The 15,837-nt window shown below is 75.2% G+C and carries 18 protein-coding genes; 9 read left to right on the top strand and 9 right to left on the bottom strand.

The window, feature by feature from the left end; all coding sequences use genetic code 11:
• Positions 1-83: 83 nt before the first annotated feature.
• The 3 genes from E1O70_RS17860 (at position 84) to E1O70_RS17850 (ending at position 5,042) form a co-directional block, all read left to right on the top strand.
• The gene (locus E1O70_RS17860) at positions 84-545 is read left to right on the top strand and encodes an MOSC domain-containing protein (RefSeq protein ID WP_061268989.1); all 462 of its coding nucleotides are present in this window, start codon (positions 84-86) and stop codon (positions 543-545) included.
• Between the two features lie 190 nt (positions 546-735).
• Complete coding sequence (locus E1O70_RS17855; protein WP_061268996.1) at positions 736-2,307, top strand: 3' terminal RNA ribose 2'-O-methyltransferase Hen1; 1,572 nt, start codon at positions 736-738, stop codon at positions 2,305-2,307.
• Positions 2,304-5,042 carry a polynucleotide kinase-phosphatase gene (locus tag E1O70_RS17850; RefSeq protein ID WP_082774756.1) on the top strand — a complete coding sequence of 913 codons (2,739 nt, stop codon included), beginning with the start codon at positions 2,304-2,306 and terminating at the stop codon, positions 5,040-5,042. The genes E1O70_RS17855 and E1O70_RS17850 overlap by 4 nt, the downstream gene beginning before the upstream one ends.
• A gap of 43 nt (positions 5,043-5,085) precedes the next feature.
• On the opposite strand, the gene E1O70_RS20625 is transcribed toward E1O70_RS17850, so the two are convergent.
• From E1O70_RS20625 to E1O70_RS17835, 3 genes are all read right to left on the bottom strand, one after another.
• Positions 5,086-5,346, bottom strand: coding sequence for a hypothetical protein (locus E1O70_RS20625; protein ID WP_061268988.1), 261 nt, complete (start codon positions 5,344-5,346; stop codon positions 5,086-5,088).
• Between the two features lie 249 nt (positions 5,347-5,595).
• Positions 5,596-5,883: a hypothetical protein gene (locus E1O70_RS17840; RefSeq protein WP_128957731.1), complete on the bottom strand. Its 288-nt coding sequence runs from the start codon at positions 5,881-5,883 to the stop codon at positions 5,596-5,598.
• Positions 5,880-6,515 carry a TetR/AcrR family transcriptional regulator gene (locus tag E1O70_RS17835; protein ID WP_061268987.1) on the bottom strand — a complete coding sequence of 212 codons (636 nt, stop codon included), beginning with the start codon at positions 6,513-6,515 and terminating at the stop codon, positions 5,880-5,882. The genes E1O70_RS17840 and E1O70_RS17835 overlap by 4 nt, the downstream gene beginning before the upstream one ends.
• Before the next feature lie 142 nt (positions 6,516-6,657).
• On the opposite strand from E1O70_RS17835, the gene E1O70_RS17830 reads away from it, so the two are divergent.
• On the top strand, positions 6,658-8,505 hold the full coding sequence (locus tag E1O70_RS17830) for an ABC transporter ATP-binding protein (RefSeq protein WP_240696758.1): 1,848 nt from the start codon (positions 6,658-6,660) through the stop codon (positions 8,503-8,505).
• 103 nt (positions 8,506-8,608) lie between these two features.
• Complete coding sequence (locus E1O70_RS17825; protein ID WP_061268986.1) at positions 8,609-9,211, top strand: dihydrofolate reductase family protein; 603 nt, start codon at positions 8,609-8,611, stop codon at positions 9,209-9,211.
• A gap of 32 nt (positions 9,212-9,243) precedes the next feature.
• On the opposite strand, the gene E1O70_RS20520 is transcribed toward E1O70_RS17825, so the two are convergent.
• Complete coding sequence (locus E1O70_RS20520; RefSeq protein WP_061268985.1) at positions 9,244-9,444, bottom strand: DUF2510 domain-containing protein; 201 nt, start codon at positions 9,442-9,444, stop codon at positions 9,244-9,246.
• 136 nt (positions 9,445-9,580) lie between these two features.
• Between E1O70_RS20520 and E1O70_RS17815 the strand changes: the two genes are divergently transcribed.
• The gene (locus E1O70_RS17815; protein WP_061268984.1) at positions 9,581-9,877 is read left to right on the top strand and encodes a hypothetical protein; all 297 of its coding nucleotides are present in this window, start codon (positions 9,581-9,583) and stop codon (positions 9,875-9,877) included.
• Between the two features lie 31 nt (positions 9,878-9,908).
• On the opposite strand, the gene E1O70_RS17810 is transcribed toward E1O70_RS17815, so the two are convergent.
• The gene (locus E1O70_RS17810; protein ID WP_061268983.1) at positions 9,909-10,802 is read right to left on the bottom strand and encodes an LLM class flavin-dependent oxidoreductase; all 894 of its coding nucleotides are present in this window, start codon (positions 10,800-10,802) and stop codon (positions 9,909-9,911) included.
• Positions 10,803-10,812: 10 nt separating this feature from the next.
• Positions 10,813-11,259: a hypothetical protein gene (locus E1O70_RS17805; protein ID WP_061268982.1), complete on the bottom strand. Its 447-nt coding sequence runs from the start codon at positions 11,257-11,259 to the stop codon at positions 10,813-10,815.
• Between the two features lie 49 nt (positions 11,260-11,308).
• Between E1O70_RS17805 and E1O70_RS17800 the strand changes: the two genes are divergently transcribed.
• The 3 genes from E1O70_RS17800 to E1O70_RS17790 all read left to right on the top strand — a co-directional run bounded on the left by E1O70_RS17800 (position 11,309) and on the right by E1O70_RS17790 (position 14,121).
• Positions 11,309-11,608, top strand: a complete 300-nt coding sequence (locus E1O70_RS17800) for a Dabb family protein (protein WP_061268981.1) — start codon at positions 11,309-11,311, stop codon at positions 11,606-11,608.
• A gap of 155 nt (positions 11,609-11,763) precedes the next feature.
• Complete coding sequence (locus tag E1O70_RS17795; protein ID WP_061268992.1) at positions 11,764-12,687, top strand: LLM class F420-dependent oxidoreductase; 924 nt, start codon at positions 11,764-11,766, stop codon at positions 12,685-12,687.
• A 99-nt stretch (positions 12,688-12,786) separates the two neighbouring features.
• Positions 12,787-14,121 (top strand): uracil-xanthine permease family protein, encoded by a 1,335-nt coding sequence (locus E1O70_RS17790; RefSeq protein ID WP_061268980.1) that lies wholly within the window; start codon positions 12,787-12,789, stop codon positions 14,119-14,121.
• 78 nt (positions 14,122-14,199) lie between these two features.
• Here the strand turns inward: E1O70_RS17790 and E1O70_RS17785 are convergent, their stop codons facing one another.
• From E1O70_RS17785 to E1O70_RS17775, 3 genes are read right to left on the bottom strand one after another with little or no spacing between them, the layout of a single operon-like run.
• Complete coding sequence (locus tag E1O70_RS17785; RefSeq protein WP_061268979.1) at positions 14,200-14,808, bottom strand: GNAT family N-acetyltransferase; 609 nt, start codon at positions 14,806-14,808, stop codon at positions 14,200-14,202.
• A gap of 54 nt (positions 14,809-14,862) precedes the next feature.
• A complete protein-coding gene (locus tag E1O70_RS17780) occupies positions 14,863-15,513 on the bottom strand; it encodes a LytR C-terminal domain-containing protein (protein WP_061268978.1) in 651 nt (216 codons plus the stop codon).
• A 25-nt stretch (positions 15,514-15,538) separates the two neighbouring features.
• Complete coding sequence (locus E1O70_RS17775; protein ID WP_021480409.1) at positions 15,539-15,835, bottom strand: type II toxin-antitoxin system VapB family antitoxin; 297 nt, start codon at positions 15,833-15,835, stop codon at positions 15,539-15,541.
• Positions 15,836-15,837 lie beyond the last annotated feature (2 nt).

Genomic DNA, 15,837 nt, shown 5'->3' with positions numbered 1-15,837 from the left:
CACCGGACGGTACACCGGTACCCGGCGCTCGCCCGGCCCGGGGGCGGTGGCCCCCGGGCGGCGCCGGGTGCGAGGCTGGGGCCATGCCGGACCAGCCTCGCGTGCACGCGATCCACGTCGCGAAGGCCCGTCGGCTGCCGACGCGGGTCGTCGCGTCGGTCGAGGCCGAGGAGGGCAAGGGCCTCGTCGGCGACCGGTACCACGGGTCGAAGCACCGCCACGTGACGATCCAGACGCTCACCGACCTGGCCGCCGCCTCCGCGGAGCTCGGGCAGGAGATCGACCCCGGTCTCACCCGGCGCAACGTCACGCTCACCCACGGCGACCTGCCCACGAAGCCGGGCTCGTTCCTGCGGATCGGGGACGTCGAGCTCCAGGTGCTCCGGATCGCCGCGCCGTGCCGCCTGCTCGACGACTGGATCGCGCCCGGCGCGATGCGCGCGATGCACGCGCGCGGCGGCGTCGTGTGCCGTCTGCTGTCGTCCGGCATGGTCCGGGCGGGCGACGTCGTGGTGTGGGACGCGGCGGCCGCCGGCGGGGCGTGAGCCCCGGGGCGGCCTCTCGTCCGACGGTGGCCGGGCGCGTGCCGTCGGCAGCGGCGCCCGTGCTTCGACGGTAGACCCGTGGTGGCCCCGCGTCGACGGCTGGGGCGGGTGAGACGACGGCCGTCCACAGCCCCGACGGTCGTCCACAAACCCGGTGCCGTGGGCCCCGCCGGGTGGCACCATGGCGGCCATGCTCGTGACCCTCGCCGCGACGGCGTCCCCCGGGACGCTCGACGACGCCACCGACCTCGGCTTCCTGCTGCACAAGCACCCGGACCGGGCGCAGGTGTTCGACCTGCCCGTCGGCCGCGCGCACGTCTTCTACCCCGAGGCGACGGCGCAGCGGTGCGAGGCCGCGCTCCTGCTCGAGGTCGACCCGGTGGGGATCGTGCGGAACAAGCGGTTCGGCGGCGGCGACGCGTTCGCGCTCGCGCAGTACGTGAACGACCGCCCGTACGCCGCGTCGTCGATGGTCGCGGTCGCGCTCGGCAAGGTGTTCGCGACGGCGATGAGCGGCCGGTGCGACGCACGACCGGCGCTCGCAGACGCACCGATCCCGCTCGACGTGCACGTGCCGTCCCTGCCGTGCCGGGGCGGCGCGGACCTCGCGCGCCGGCTGTTCGAGCCGCTGGGGTGGAGCGTCACGGCGACGGCGGAGCCGCTCGACCCGACGGTGCCGTCGTGGGGCGCGTCGCGCCACGTCGACCTGCGCCTGCGCGGTACCCGCCGGCTCGCGGACGCGCTCGCGCAGCTCTACGTGCTGCTGCCCGTGCTCGACGACGCGAAGCACTACTGGGTCTCGACCGACGAGGTGGACAAGCTCGTGCGCGCAGGCGGCGGCTGGCTCGCGGACCACCCGGAGCGTGCGCAGATCCTGCGCCGCTACCTCGCGCACCAGCGCCGCTACGTCGAGGACGCCACCGCGCGTCTCACCGCGCTCGACGGGGACGTCCCCGAGGAGGACGCCGCACCCGCCGCCGGCACGCCGGCCGGCGCCGTCGCGTCGTCCGACGTGGGCCCGCAGGTCGCCCTGACGGGGACCGGCGTCGTCACGGCGGGCGACGCCGAGGACACGCCGGAGCCGCCGCTCGCTCGGCAGCGGGCCGACGCGGTGCTCGCGGCCCTGCACGACGCCGGGGCACGGACCGTCGTCGACCTCGGGTGCGGAGAGGGCGCGCTCCTGCGTCGCCTCGCCGCGGACCGGACCTTCACGCGCGTGCTCGGGACCGACGTGTCGGCGCGCGAGCTCGAGCGGGCGGCGGTGCGCCTGCGCCTGCACGAGGCGAGCGACGCCGAGCGGGAGCGGGTGCGGCTCGTGCAGTCGTCGCTCACGTACGTGGACGACCGGGTGGCGGGGTTCGACGCCGCGGTGCTCATGGAGGTCGTCGAGCACGTCGACCCGTCGCGCCTCGACGCGCTCACGGCCGCGGTGCTGGGCCACGCCCGGCCGCGGACCGTCGTCGTGACGACGCCGAACGCCGAGTACAACGTCCACTACCCGAACCTGCTGGACGGGCCCGGGGGCGCGCTCGTGCGCCACCCCGACCACCGGTTCGAGTGGACGCGCGCGGAGCTGCGCGCGTGGGCGGCCGCCGCGGGGGAGCGCTACGGGTACGCGGTCGAGCTGCGCGACGTCGGCCCGCTCGCCCCCGACGTCGGGGCGCCCACCCAGATGGCGGTGCTGACCCTCGTCGGGGACGCGGCGTCGCCCGACGTCGCGCCGGCCCCGGCCGCGGCACGGACCACGGAGGAGACCCGATGACCGGGCAGGCGACCGAGAGCGCGAGCCCGACCTCGGGCGCGACGCCGACCCCGACCCCGACCTCGACCTCGACCCCGAGCACGACGCGCGAGCTGCGCGTGCCTGCGTCGAGCCTCGTGGTGCTCGTCGGCGTGTCCGGCTCGGGGAAGTCGACCTTCGCGCGCGAGCACTTCGGGCCGTACGAGACGGTGTCGTCGGACGTGTGCCGCGGGCTCGTGTCGAACGACGAGAACGACCAGGCGGCCACGCGCGCGGCGTTCGAGGTCCTGGAGACCATCGTGTCCAAGCGGCTGGAGGCGAACCTGCTCACGGTCGTCGACGCGACGAACGTGCAGCGCGAGGCCCGCGGGTCTCTCGTCGCGCTCGCCCGCGCGCACGACGTCCTGCCCGTCGCGATCGTCCTCGACGTGCCGGAGAAGGTGGCGGTGGAGCGGAACGCGGCGCGCCCGGACCGCGGGTTCGGCGCGCACGTCGTCAAGCGCCAGCGCGCGGCGCTGCGGTCGTCGCTGAAGAGCCTCCAGCGCGAGGGCTTCCGCACCGTGCACGTGCTGCGCGGCGAGGACGAGGTGGCAGCGGCCCAGGTCGTGCGCACGCCCCTGCTCACCGACCGTCGCGACGAGCACGGTCCGTTCGACGCGATCGGCGACGTCCACGGCTGCCTCGACGAGCTGGTGGCGCTGCTCGGGGTGCTGGGCTACGCCGTCGTGCGTGACGACGCCGGCCGGCCCGTCGACGCCGTGCACCCCGAGGGCCGGCGCGCGATCTTCCTCGGCGACCTCGTCGACCGCGGGCCCGACTCCCCGGGGGTGCTGCGGCTCGCGATGGGCATGGTCCGTGCGGGGCACGCGCTCGCGGTGCCGGGCAACCACGAGCACAAGCTCGTGCGCGCGCTCGGCGGGCGCGACGTGAAGGTCTCCCACGGCCTCGAGACGACGCTCGCCCAGCTCGCCGCGGAGCCCGAGGAGTTCCGGCGCGGGGCCGAGGCCTTCTGCCGCGACCTCGTGTCCCACCTCGTGCTCGACGACGGCCGCCTCGTGGTCGCGCACGCCGGGCTCAAGGAGTCCTACCAGGGCCGCGCGTCGGGCCGCGTGCGCAGCTTCGCGCTGTACGGCGACACGACCGGCGAGACGGACGAGTTCGGCCTGCCCGTGCGCTACCCGTGGGCCGACGACTACCGCGGACGCGCCATGGTCCTCTACGGGCACACGCCGACGCCCGAGGTCGAGTGGGTCAACGGCACGATGTGCCTCGACACCGGGTGCGTCTTCGGCGGGAAGCTGTCCGCGCTGCGCTATCCCGAGAAGGAGGTCGTGCAGGTGCCCGCCGCGCGCGAGTACTACGCGCCCGCGCGCCCCTTCCTGCCCGATGGCGCGACCGGTCCCGGATCGTCCGCGCGCGCGGACGACTTGCTGAGCGTCACGGACGTGCTCGGCCGCCGCGGCGTCGAGACGGCGACGCACGGGCGCGTGACCGTGGGCGAGGAGCAGGCGGCGGGGGCGCTCGAGGTGATGAGCCGGTTCGCCGTCGACCCGCGCCTGCTGCTCCACCTGCCGCCGACGATGAGCCCGGTCGCGACCTCGACGCTGCCCGGGCTGCTCGAGCACCCCGACGGCGCGTTCGCCGCGTACGCGCGCGACGGCGTCGACCGCGTGGTGTGCGAGGAGAAGCACATGGGGTCGCGCGCCGTCCTGCTCGTCGCGCGCGACTCGGGGCCGGGCGGCTCCCGCGTCGTCGCGGAGCGGTTCGGCATCGAGGCGCCCGGGGCCGTCCACACCCGCACCGGCCGGTCGTTCCTCGACGGCCCGACGACGGAGCTCCTCCTCGCGCGGGTCGCCGCGGCCTTCGACGCGGCCGGGACGTGGGACGCGCTCGGTGCCGACTGGGTCCTGCTCGACGCCGAGGTCCTGCCGTGGTCGCTCAAGGCCGACCAGCTCCTGCGCGACCAGTACGCGAGCGTCGGCGCGGCCGCGCGCGCCGTCATGCCCGCGGCGCTCGCGGCTCTCGCCGCGGCGGAGGCGCGGGGCGTCGACGTGGGCGAGCTGCGCCGTCGGACGGCGCGGCGCGCGACCGGCGCCGAGCTCTTCGTCGAGGCGTACCGGCGCTACCGCTGGGACACGGGCGCGGTCGGCGACGGTGGGGGCGGCGGCGCCGATCCGCTGCACGGCGTCCAGGTCGCCCCGTTCCAGGTGCTCGCGAGCGGGACGGCCGGGCGACCGGGCTCGCCGGAGGTCACCGGAGCGACGCACGCCGACCGTGACCACCTGTGGCACCTCGGCGTCGCTGACGCGCTCGTCGCCGCGGACCCGGCGCTGTTCCGGGCGACGCGGCGCGTGGTCGTGGACCTCGCCGACGAGGCGTCGCGCGCCGAGGGCACGGCGTGGTGGGAGGAGCTGACGGCAGCCGGGGGAGAGGGGATGGTCGTCAAGCCGCTCGCCAACCTCGTGCGGCGGCAGGGGGCGCCGGGCAAGGGCGGCGGGCTCGTCCAGCCCGGCCTCAAGGTCCGCGGCCGTGAGTACCTGCGCATCATCTACGGACCCGAGTACACCGAGGAGCGCAACCTCGAGCGCCTCCGCGAGCGGTCGCTGGGACGCAAGCGCTCGCTCGCGCTGCGGGAGTACGCGCTCGGTCTGGAGGCGCTGGACCGGGTCGCGCGCGGCGAGCCGACGTGGCGCGTCCACGAACCGGTGTTCGCGGTGCTGGCGCTGGAGTCGGAACCGGTCGACCCGCGGCTCTGAGGCGCCTCGGCCGCGCTGCGGGCGTCGTGGGGGCAGGGGTGGGTCAGCCGCCGAGGAACGCCTTCATCGCGAGGGTCGAGAAGAGCACGGCGCCGGCGGCGACGGCCAGGGCGACGACCCAGCCGTTCGCCCGCTCGACCGGGGGGACGGCGGGCCGACGCGCGGGGGCCGCGCCCCGCCGTCGGGCCCGGGACGCGCGGCGCGCGGTGAAGCGCAGGCCGCGCGCTGCCGCGCGGGCGGACGGCTGCTCGGGTGCGCCGTCGTGGGCGGGGAACGCGGTGTCCCGGGCGGGGGTGGGGGTCACGGTGCGCCTCCGGAGGTTGGCCGGCGCCGCTGACCGGCGCCGTACCGACAGTCTGTCCCGCGGCCCACCCCGGGCGCGTCGCCCGTCCGGTGGATCCTGCGGCCCGCCGGGGTGCGACCTCCGGATGACGAGCGCGTGGTCCTCGTGGCCCGCGAGGTGCATGCTCTCGCACCGCCGACCGCACCGCCGACCGCACGGGCGAGCCCACGGCCGACCGCACGACGGCCCGCACGAGCGACCGCTCGGCGGTCAGCGCGGGGCGTTCTCCTGGTACCGGGGCCGCCCGCCCCGGGCGGCGCGCTTCAGGTAGCGGACCTCGCGCAGCGCGACGGCCGCCGCGACCACCAGCGGGACCCACGCCCAGACGCGCCCGCGCAGCACCAGCACGAGGCACACGACCGCGACGACGATCCCGCCGAGCACGGTGGCGACGCTCGCCCAGCGCACGCCGGTCCGGACGTCGTCGGCCCGCTGCCACCAGCGGCGCAGCCGCTCGCCGAGGCCGGGGCGGGGTGCCGGCCCCGGGCTGACGCTCATGCGCGGGCCTCGCGCGTGAGAGCGACGCCCTCGATGCTGCGGACGGCCATGCGGAGCGCGTCGGCGCGCGAGATCTCGCCGTCGTCGGCCATGGACCACGCGTTGAAGAGCATCCACCACAGGGTGCGGACGATCCACGCCACGCTGAGCTGGTCGTCGACGACGCCGGCCTCCTGCCCGCGGCGCAGCAGCTCCCGCACCGGCTCCTCGGCCTGCTCGGACTCGGCCCAGAACGCGGACTCGGCGTCGGCGAGCTCGGTGAACAGCACCATGTACCAGGGGCCGAGGTCGAAGTACTCGAAGGCGAGGCGGCGCAGCGCGGAGGCCGGGGGTCCGTCGTCGAGCCGCGCGGCGGCGATCGCCGCGCGCGTGCGCTCGACGGTCTCGGCACCGATCGCCTCGACGAGGTCGGCACGCTCGGGAAAGTAGCGGTGCAGGGTCGTGCGGCCCACCTGGGCGGCCTGCGCGACGTCGCCGAGCGACGCGGACTTGTCCGTGCTGAGCACCGAGACGGCCGCGTCGAGGATCGCGCGGCGGGTCCGGGTGCGGGTGCCGCTCGTGGGCGGCTCGTCGGGAGCCGCTCGGGAGGGCGTGGCCGCAGGGGTGCTCCGCGCGCTCGTTCGTGCCGTCACGCGGCCCACGATAGCCCGCGCCGTGACGGAACGCCGCTTGTCACGGATGGAACACCCATGTTCCACTAGGGGCGTCGAGCGCCCCGGCGCACGACCTCCCGCGCCGCGTCAACGACGGTTGACACGAGAGAGGATGTCAACCATGGTTGACGACATGTCCCCGACCTCCACCACGCCCGAGGCCCCACCCGCTCCTCGCGACGCCACCCCTCGGGGCCCGTTCCTCCCGCGCCTCGCGGTGCTGTGGCAGTTCGTCCGCCCGCACCGCCGGACCCTGCTGCTCGGCCTCGTGCTCGGGCTCGGGACGACGGCCGCCACCCTCGCGACGCCGATGGTGACCAAATGGGTGCTCGACACGCTCGGCACGGGGGAGTCGCTGACCCCGGCCGTGCTCACGCTCGTCGGGCTGCTCGTCGTCGGGCTCGTGCTCGGGCTGTGGCAGTGGGTCCTGCTCGGCACGCTCGCCGAGCGCGTGGTGCTCGACGCGCGGTCGTCCATGGTGCGGCGCTTCTTCCGCGCGCGGATCGGCGCGCTCACCGGCCGCCCGACGGGCGAGCTCGTCACGCGCGTCACGTCCGACACGGTGCTGCTGCGCGAGGCGGCGTCGTCGAGCCTGGTCAACCTCGTGAACCTGGCGGTGTCCCTGGTCGGGACGGTCGTCCTCATGGGCGTGCTCGACCTCGTCCTGCTCGGCACGACGCTCGGGGCGATCGTCGTCATCGGCGTCCTCGTGGGCGCGCTCATGCCCCGCATCGCGAAGGCGCAGGAGAAGGCGCAGGAGTCGCTCGGCAGCCTGGGCGGCACGCTCGAGGGCGGATTGCGCGCGATCCGCACCATCAAGGCGAGCCGCGCGGAGGGCCGCCAGATCGACCGGGTGCTCGACGACGCGCAGGACTCCGCGCGCCACAGCGTGCGGGCCGTGCGGACCGAGGCGGTCGCCTGGAGCATCGCCGGGGGCGGCATCCAGCTCGCGATCATCGTCATCCTCGCGCTCGGCGCCTGGCGCGTGGACCAGGGGATCCTGGCCGTGTCGAGCCTCGTCGCGTTCCTGCTCTACGCGTTCCAGATCGTCGAGCCCGTCACGGGCCTGACCATGAACGTCACCCAGCTCCAGGCCGGCATCGCGGCCGCGGGGCGGATCCGCGAGGTCCAGGCCATCGAGCCGGAGGAGGACGACGACCCCGCCGCGCGTCGTCCGGCCGGGGTGGGCGCGGCGTCGGGCACGGCGGCCCTGCACGACGCGCCGCGGCTGTCGCTGCGCGGCGTCACCGCGCGGTACCTGCCGGGCGGCGAGCCCGTGGTGCGCGACCTCGACCTCGACGTGCCCGCGCGCGGGCAGGTCGCGATCGTCGGCCCGTCCGGGGCGGGCAAGACCACGACCTTCTCGCTCCTGCTGCGCTTCCTGCAGCCCGAGTCGGGGCGGATCCTCCTCGACGGCGTGCCCTACGACGACCTCACGTTCGACGACGTGCGGCGCCGCTTCGCGTACGTCGAGCAGGAGACCCCCGTCGTGCCGGGCACCATCCGCGAGAACCTGCGCCTCTCGGACCCCGCCGCGACGGAGGAGGCGATGTGGGCGGCGCTCGCGCAGGTGCGGCTCGACGCCAAGGTGCGCTCGCTGCCCGACGGCCTCGACACGTCGCTCGTCGGGACGACCGTCTCGGGCGGCGAGCGCCAGCGCGTCGCCCTCGCGCGCGCCGTCCTGCACGCGCCCGACGTGCTGCTCCTCGACGAGGCCACCGCCCAGGTCGACGGGCTCACCGAGGCCGCCGTGCACGCCGTCATCGAGGACCTGGCCCGCGACCGCGCCGTCGTGACCATCGCGCACCGCCTGTCCACGGTCATCGACGCCGACGTCATCCTCGTCATGGAGGACGGCCGCGTCCGCGCGCGCGGCACGCACCCCCACCTCCTCGCGACCGACGAGCTCTACCGCGAGCTCGTCGCCGCTCTCCGCATCGCCACCGAGGAGGCCCCCGCACCGCGGTGACCGGGGTGCGGCAATGAGTTCCGCGCCCGCCCGCGGTCGGACGTGTCGTCAGGACGGACGACGGCGGCCGCGGCGCACGCGGACCGCGGAGGGTGAGGGCGGCATGGGGAACGTGACGTGCGACGTGGCGGTGTCGGTGGACGGGTACTCCTCGCGCCCCGACCAGACGCTGGAGCACCCGTTCGGCGCGGGCGTGGACCTGCACCGGTGGATGGTCGAGACCGCCGACGAGAACGCGGCCGAGATCGCCGCGATCGTCGACGCGGGGGCGTTCGTCATGGGCAGGAACATGTTCACGCCCGGGCGAGGGGAGTGGGACCCGGACTGGCAGGGCTGGTGGGGCCCGGAGCCGCCGTACCACGCACCGGTGTTCGTGCTCACGCACCACCCGCGCGAGCCGCTCGTCCTGGAGGGCGGGACGACGTTCTTCTTCGTCACCGACGGCGTCGGGTCAGCCGTCGCGCAGGCGCGGGAGGCCGCGGGGGACCGGGACGTCGCGATCGCGGGCGGGGCCGCGACCATCAACCAGGTGATCACGGCGGGGCTGCTCGACGAGCTCCGGCTGCACGTCGTGCCCCAGGTCCTCGGCCACGGCGACCGCGTGCTCGACGGCGGCGTCCCGCCCCTCGCGCTCGAGACCGTCGCCGTGCGGGCGGCGTCCCAGGTGACCCACGTGACCTACCGCGTGCGGGGGCCGCTCGGCTGACGCGTCTTCCGGCGGGCGCTCTCCCGGCAGGCTCAGCCGAGCACGGCGAGGAGGAGCGGCGCCGCGACGACCAGCACGACCACCGACCCGAGCACGACCACCCGCCGCCACGGGCCGACGTCGTCGCGCGCCCGGCGCTCGCGCGTCCGGTCGGTCCACGCCGCGCCGTCGTACCAGCGCTCCCTCCCCGAGCCCGGTGCGTCCGCGTACCACCCCGCCGGTGCCTTGCGCACGTCGCCTCCTCGCGTCCCGGTCCGGTGAGCCCTCGCACGACATGTGTCGCGGGCCCTCTGTCTCTGACACGCAGCGACGCCCCGAGAGGTTCCACCCGAGCGGGAGGACGTGCCGGAGGTGCGGCACACTGTGCGCGTGGAGGACACCGCCGAGGCGCCGCCCAGCGGTCCCGAGCTCGACCCCGTCGGGGCGTGGGGCCTCGTGGTCAGCCTCGTGCTGGGCGGGGTCGCCGCCGTGCTGTCGCTCGTCGGCTACCTGGTCGACCTGCCGCCGTGGCTCGTGGGCGTCTGCCTGGGTGCCGCGGTCCTCGGGGGGATCGCCGCCGCCGTCTTCTCCGCACGCCTGGCGCGCCTCGAGCAGAGGTCGGCCGGGCGTGTGCTGTGGGAGACGGTGACGGCCCCGGTCCGGTTCGTGCTCGACGTCCTGTTCTAGCCCGTCACCCCGAGGCGTGACGGCCCGCGCCCTACAGCCGGGCGACCTGCGCGGCGCCGTCGGTCGCGATCTGCTCGAACACGCGCTCGTCGGCCGCGAACTGGGTGCCCGGGATGGGCCGGTGGACGACGATCTCCGTGATGCCGGCCTCCGCGTAGCCGTGCGCCGTCTCGACGAACGCGTCGACCGACTCCAGCGCGGGGTCGGGCGTGAAGCCCGTGAGCAGGATGCGCTCCACCGACCCCGGGTCGCGACCGGCGTCGCGGCAGGCGGCGTCGAGCCGCTCCACCTGGTCGCGGACGGCGGCCCGCGACTGCGCCGGGGTCGCGTCGTCCCCGAGGCGGCCGTCGCCCGTCGTCACCCACGCCTGCCCGTAGCGCGCGGCCAGCCGCAGCCCGCGCGGGCCGGTCGCGGCGATGGCGAACGGCATCCGGGGCGACTGGACCGGGCCGGGAATGGTCCGCGCCTCGTGCGCCCGGTAGTGACCCTCGTCGTGCGTGACGGCGGGCTCGGTGAGCAGGCGGTCCAGCAGGATCGTGAAGTCGCGCAGCCGGTCGGCGCGCTCCCGGGCCGGCCACGGCTCGCCGCCGAGGACCGTCGCGTCGAAGCCCGTCGTCCCCGCGCCGAGGCCGACGGTCACGCGCCCGCCCGACAGGTCGTCGAGCGTCATGACGTCCTTCGCGAACGTCACCGGCTCGCGGAAGTTCGGCGACGACACGAGCGTGCCCAGCCGCACCCGCTCGGTGACGCCCGCCGCGGCGGCGAGCGTCGGGACCGCGCCGAACCACGGGCCGTCGCGGAACGACCGCCACGACAGGTGGTCGTACGTGTAGGCGGCGTGGAACCCGAGGTCGTCGGCGGACCGCCACACGTCCCGGCCCTCGCGCCACGGGTAGATCGGCAGGATCACGGTGCTCACGCGCATGGTCGCCAGCCTAGGGACAGCGGCCCACGCTGTCCGCCTGCCGGGTGTATCGCAGGAACGGCGTGGTCGTCCCCTCCGGGCACAGGTCGACGTCCGTGGCGAGCGCCCGGCCCGTCTGCGCGAGGAAGCGGCAGACCGCGCCGAGGGTGTGCTGGTCGTGGATCTCCCGGGCGTCGACGTCGAAGGCGATCTCGTCGTCGGGCCACAGGAACAGGTTCACGGAGACGCCGGGGGCGGGGCGGACGAAGACCGTCGGGAGCGCGTGGTCCGCGGCGCGGTGGAGGGCGCCGCCGTCCCACGGCCGGCCGTCCCGCTCGACGGACCAGCCGAGCGCGCGGTACCGCTCGACGAGCCGCGCGCCGTCGGACGCCCGGCTGCCGCGCACGAACCCGTCCGGCAGGCGCCCCTCGACGCTCCCGTCGAAGAACCTCGCGACGTCACGCCAGAGGATGCGCACGCGGCGAGACTAGCGGGCGCCGGTCACGTGCCCCGTCTACCGTGGCGAGGTGATCCAGCACACCGTCGCCTTCCGCCTCGTCCACCCCGCCGGCAGCGCGGAGGAGGCCGAGTTCCTCGGCACCGCCCGCGCGACGCTCACCGAGGTCCCGGGCGTCCGGGACTTCACCGTCTCGCGCCAGGTGAGCCCGAAGAGCCCGCTGACGTTCCAGTTCTCCATGGTGTTCGACGACGACGCCGCGTACGCCGCGTACGACGCCCACCCGGACCACCGCCGCTTCGTCGCCGAGCGGTGGGTCCCCGAGGTCGCGGAGTTCCAGGAGCTCGACCTCGTCCCTCTGGCGGACTGACCGCACCGTGTCCGTCGTGGCTGTGAGGGAGGACGTCCGGGCGCGAGGTAGAGCTCTGCGCGTCCTCGTTCGCGACCGCACGTCCTACCTCGCGGAGCGGGCGACGTGCGGGCGGGGGCGGGCGCGCGGTGTGGCAGGGTGACGGCATGACCCAGATCGACCTGCGCATCTTCACCGAGCCCCAGCAGGGCGCGTCGTACGACGACCTCCTCGCTGTCGCGAAGGCCACCGAGGACCTCGGTTTCGACGCCTTCTTCCGCTCCGACCACTACCTCGTCATGGGCGACGGCGACGGGCTGCCCGGCCCGACCGACGCCTGGACGACGCTCGCCGGCCTCGCCCGCGAGACGAGCCGGATCCGGCTCGGCACGCTCGTGTCGTCGGCGACGTTCCGCCACCCCGGCGTGCTCGCGATCCAGGTCGCGCAGGTCGACCAGATGTCGGGCGGCCGCGTCGAGCTCGGCCTCGGCGCGGGCTGGTACGCCCGCGAGCACGAGGCGTACGGCATCCCGTTCCCAGACAAGCGGTTCGGGATCCTCGAGGAGCAGCTCGCGGTGATCACCGGGCTGTGGGAGACGCCGGTCGGCGAGACGTTCTCGTTCAGCGGCGAGCACTACACGCTCACGGACTCCCCGGCCCTGCCGAAGCCCGCGCAGGAGCGCGTCCCGGTGATCGTCGGCGGCCACGGGCCCCGGCGCACCCCGGCGCTCGCGGCCCGGTACGCCAGCGAGTTCAACGCGGCGTTCCCCGACCCGGGCGTCCTGCCCGACCGGTTCGAGAACGTGCGCGCCGCGTGCCTCGACGCCGACCGCGACCCCGACTCGCTCGTGTACTCGGCGGCGTTCGTCGTCGCGGTGGGCAAGGACGAGGCGGAGTTCCGCCGTCGGGCCGACGCGATCGGGCGCGAGCCCGACGAGGTCCGCCGCAACGGCCTGGCCGGCACGGTCGGCGAGGTCGCGGACAAGATCGCGGCCGCCGCGGAGCAGGGCGCGACGCGCTTCTACCTCCAGGTGCTCGACCTGCACGACCTCGACCACCTGGAGCTCGTCGCGAGCGAGGTCGTGCCGCAGCTGCCGTGACGCCCGTGCCCACGGGTCGCCCCGGAAACACCGCCGTGACGTCGGGCCACTACCCTGCACCGGGGGTTTTTTCACACGGGCTTCACGGACGGGAGAGACATGAGCGCCATCGGGTGGCGGTTGCACGGTGACGGGAAGACGGTCCGACCGGGGGACGTCGTCGACCCGGACGAGCGTCTGACCTGGCCGCGGACCATCGGGATCGGGATGCAGCACGTCGTCGCCATGTTCGGCGCGACGTTCCTCGTGCCGCTCCTCACGGGCTTCTCGCCCGCGACGACGCTGTTCTTCTCGGCGATCGGCACGGTCGGGTTCCTGCTCATCACGCGGAACCGCCTCCCGAGCTACCTCGGGTCGAGCTTCGCGTTCATCGCGCCGATCGGTGCGGCGACCGCGTCCCAGGGCCAGTCGGTCGCGGTCGGCGGGATCCTCGTCACGGGCCTCGTGCTCGCGGCCGTCGGCCTCCTGGTCCACGTCGCGGGCGCGCGGTGGATCGACGTCGTCATGCCGCCGATCGTCACGGGCACGATCGTCGCGCTCATCGGGCTCAACCTCGCCCCGGCGGCGTGGGGCAACTTCCAGCAGGCGCCGGTCACGGCCGTCGTCACGCTCGCCGCGATCATCCTCGTGAGCGTCCTGTTCAAGGGGATCCTCGGGCGGTTGTCGATCCTCGTCGGCGTGGTCGTCGGCTACGTCGTGGCCGTGATCCAGGGCGAGGTGTCGTTCGACGAGGTGCGCAAGGCTGCCTGGGTCGGGCTCCCGGAGTTCGTCACGCCGACGTTCGACATCGCCGTGCTCGGCCTGTTCGTCCCGGTCGTGCTCGTGCTCATCGCGGAGAACGTCGGGCACGTGAAGTCGGTCGCCGCGATGACGGGCAAGAACCTCGACGACCTCACCGGCCGCGCGCTCTTCGCCGACGGCCTCGCGACGACGTTCGCGGGCGTCGGCGGCGGGTCGGGCACGACGACGTACGCCGAGAACATCGGCGTCATGGCCGCGACGCGCGTGTACTCGACCGCGGCGTACTGGGTCGCGGCGGCGACCGCGCTGGTGCTCTCCCTGTCGCCGAAGTTCGGCGCGCTCATCGCGACGATCCCGGTCGGCGTCCTGGGCGGCGCCGCGACGATGCTCTACGGCATGATCGGCATCCTGGGCGCGCGCATCTGGGTGCAGAACAAGGTCGACTTCTCCGACCCGGTCAACCTCACGACCGCGGCCGTGCCGCTCGTCGTCGGCATCGCCAACTTCACGTGGGTCGTGGGCGACCTGACGTTCGAGGGGATCGCGCTGGGCACCGCCGCGGCGCTCGTGATCTACCACGTGATGCGGAACGTCTCGCGGTGGCGCGGCACGACGCAGGAGCCCGCGAGCCCGGCGTCGGCCCCCGGGGGCGACGAGCCCGCCGTCCACGAGACGGTCGAGGACGCCCGCTGACGCGACGCGCGGGAGCGGCCTCCTCGGAGGCTCCATAGAGACGACGGCCCGGCAGGCGCGAGCCCGCCGGGCCGTCGGCTAGAGGCGCAGGCCCAGGACGAGGCCCTCGGCGACGTCGAGCCGGGTGAAGCCGAGGTGCTCGTAGAAGCCGATCGCGGACGCGTTGTCCTCCGCCACGCCGAGGTGCACCCCGGGCGACCCGGCGGCGCGGAGCGCGTCGAAGAGCACCTCCATGAGGCGGCGGCCGTTGCCGCCGCCCTGGGCGGACGGCAGCAGGTCGACGTGCAGGTGCGACGGGTAGTCGCCGAGCACGGACGGGTCCGTGCGGTGCGGGCGGTGGATCTGCTCGACGAGCGCCTCGTCGCGCGACCCCGCGGGGAAGCTCCCGAGGGGGTAGCGCTCCCGCAGCGGCGGCCACCACTCGCGCTCGCACCGGTCCTCGAACGCGGCGGTGTCGCGGGCGCCGAGCACGTAGCCGGCGGCGACGCCGTCGGCCTCGACGACGGACGCCAGGCCCGGCTCGAGCGCGAGGTACGCGCCGAGATAGACCTCGCCGAGCAGGCGCTGGTCGGCGTAGAGACCGCTCGCGTCGGCGCCGGACGCACCGGTCCGCAGGCAGATCTCGTACAGGCGGTCGACCTCGGCGGGGTCGGTGGTCCGGGCGGGCCGGAGGGGCAGGGTGCTCATGGGTACCGTTCGGCGGTCAGGGTGCCCGGCGGGCGCCGGGCCGGGACGTGCTAGCTAGCCCTCGGCGGGGGGCACGGGCAGCGGGCGGGGCGTGATCTCCTCGATCGGGACGCACCCCGTACGGCTCTCGAGCGGGACGTCGCCGGACAGGCCGACGAGCTCCGGGTCCACGATGTTCTCGAAGTCGGCGCCCACGTAGAGGTCGACCGTCGCGTCCCCGCGCGCGTCGAGCACGAGGCCAGGGTTCTCGTAGTGCGCAGCGAGGGTGTACGCCTGCGCGATGCCCGCGGCACCGAAGTGGATCTGCGTGCGCGACACGACGTCGGACTTCCCGTCGCCGTCGAGGTCCGGGGCGTTGCCCGTCGAGAGCACCGCGAACCCGCGCGACGTGAGGATGTCCTGGTTGAGCCGACCCAGCGGGTCGTCCTTGCCGGACGCGTTGTAGACGTTGACCTGGATCTCGCCGGTGGCGACGGGCAGGGTGCCGTCCGCGAGGCAGGGGACCTTGACCCCCGCGAGGTCGTCGACGGGCTCGGGGGAGGACAGCTCCCGGTCGAACGGCGCCTCGATCGCGCCGGTGTACACGGCGAGGGCGCCGATCCCGACGACGGCGAGCGCCGCGATGAGCAGCCCGAACACGACTGCCTGGCGCTCGTGCATGCGCCGGCGGCGGACGGCGCGCGCGGTGTCGGGGCGGAGTGTCACGCCAGCAACCTACCGGACCGGCCGCTCATCGCAGCGTCAGCACGCGCGCGTGCAGGATCGCCCGCTGCTGCAGCGCGGCGCGGACGGCGCGGTGCAGGCCGTCCTCCAGGTAGAGGACGCCGTCGAACTCGACCACGTGCGCGAAGAGGTCGCCGAAGAACGTGGAGTCCTCGGCGAGGAGCGCGTCGAGGTCGAGCGTGCGCTTGGTGGTGACGAGCTCGTCGAGGCGCACCTGACGCGGGGGCACCTCCGCCCAGTCGCGGGCGGTGACCCGGCCGTGGTCCGGGTAGGGGCGCCCGTCGCCGACGGCCTTGAAGATCATGC

The sequence above is a fragment of the Cellulosimicrobium funkei genome (assembly GCF_004519295.1).
GTDB classification, from domain to species: domain Bacteria; phylum Actinomycetota; class Actinomycetes; order Actinomycetales; family Cellulomonadaceae; genus Cellulosimicrobium; species Cellulosimicrobium funkei.
Note: the sequence above shows the minus strand (reverse complement) of the source record. Positions and strands in the feature narration are given on the sequence as shown.

Bases quoted from the DNA above. Each gene is read 5' to 3' on its own strand.
- E1O70_RS17860 (WP_061268989.1), top strand. From the start codon at position 84: ATGCCGGACCAGCCTCGCGTGCACGCGATCCACGTCGCGAAGGCCCGT.
- E1O70_RS17790 (WP_061268980.1), top strand. From the start codon at position 12,787: ATGAGCGCCATCGGGTGGCGGTTGCACGGTGACGGGAAGACGGTCCGA.
- E1O70_RS17825 (WP_061268986.1), top strand. From the start codon at position 8,609: ATGGGGAACGTGACGTGCGACGTGGCGGTGTCGGTGGACGGGTACTCC.
- E1O70_RS17785 (WP_061268979.1), bottom strand. From the start codon at position 14,808: ATGAGCACCCTGCCCCTCCGGCCCGCCCGGACCACCGACCCCGCCGAG.
- E1O70_RS17810 (WP_061268983.1), bottom strand. From the start codon at position 10,802: ATGCGCGTGAGCACCGTGATCCTGCCGATCTACCCGTGGCGCGAGGGC.
- E1O70_RS17830 (WP_240696758.1), top strand. From the start codon at position 6,658: ATGGTTGACGACATGTCCCCGACCTCCACCACGCCCGAGGCCCCACCC.
- E1O70_RS17840 (WP_128957731.1), bottom strand. From the start codon at position 5,883: ATGAGCGTCAGCCCGGGGCCGGCACCCCGCCCCGGCCTCGGCGAGCGG.
- E1O70_RS17855 (WP_061268996.1), top strand. From the start codon at position 736: ATGCTCGTGACCCTCGCCGCGACGGCGTCCCCCGGGACGCTCGACGAC.
- E1O70_RS17850 (WP_082774756.1), top strand. From the start codon at position 2,304: ATGACCGGGCAGGCGACCGAGAGCGCGAGCCCGACCTCGGGCGCGACG.
- E1O70_RS17775 (WP_021480409.1), bottom strand. From the start codon at position 15,835: ATGATCTTCAAGGCCGTCGGCGACGGGCGCCCCTACCCGGACCACGGC.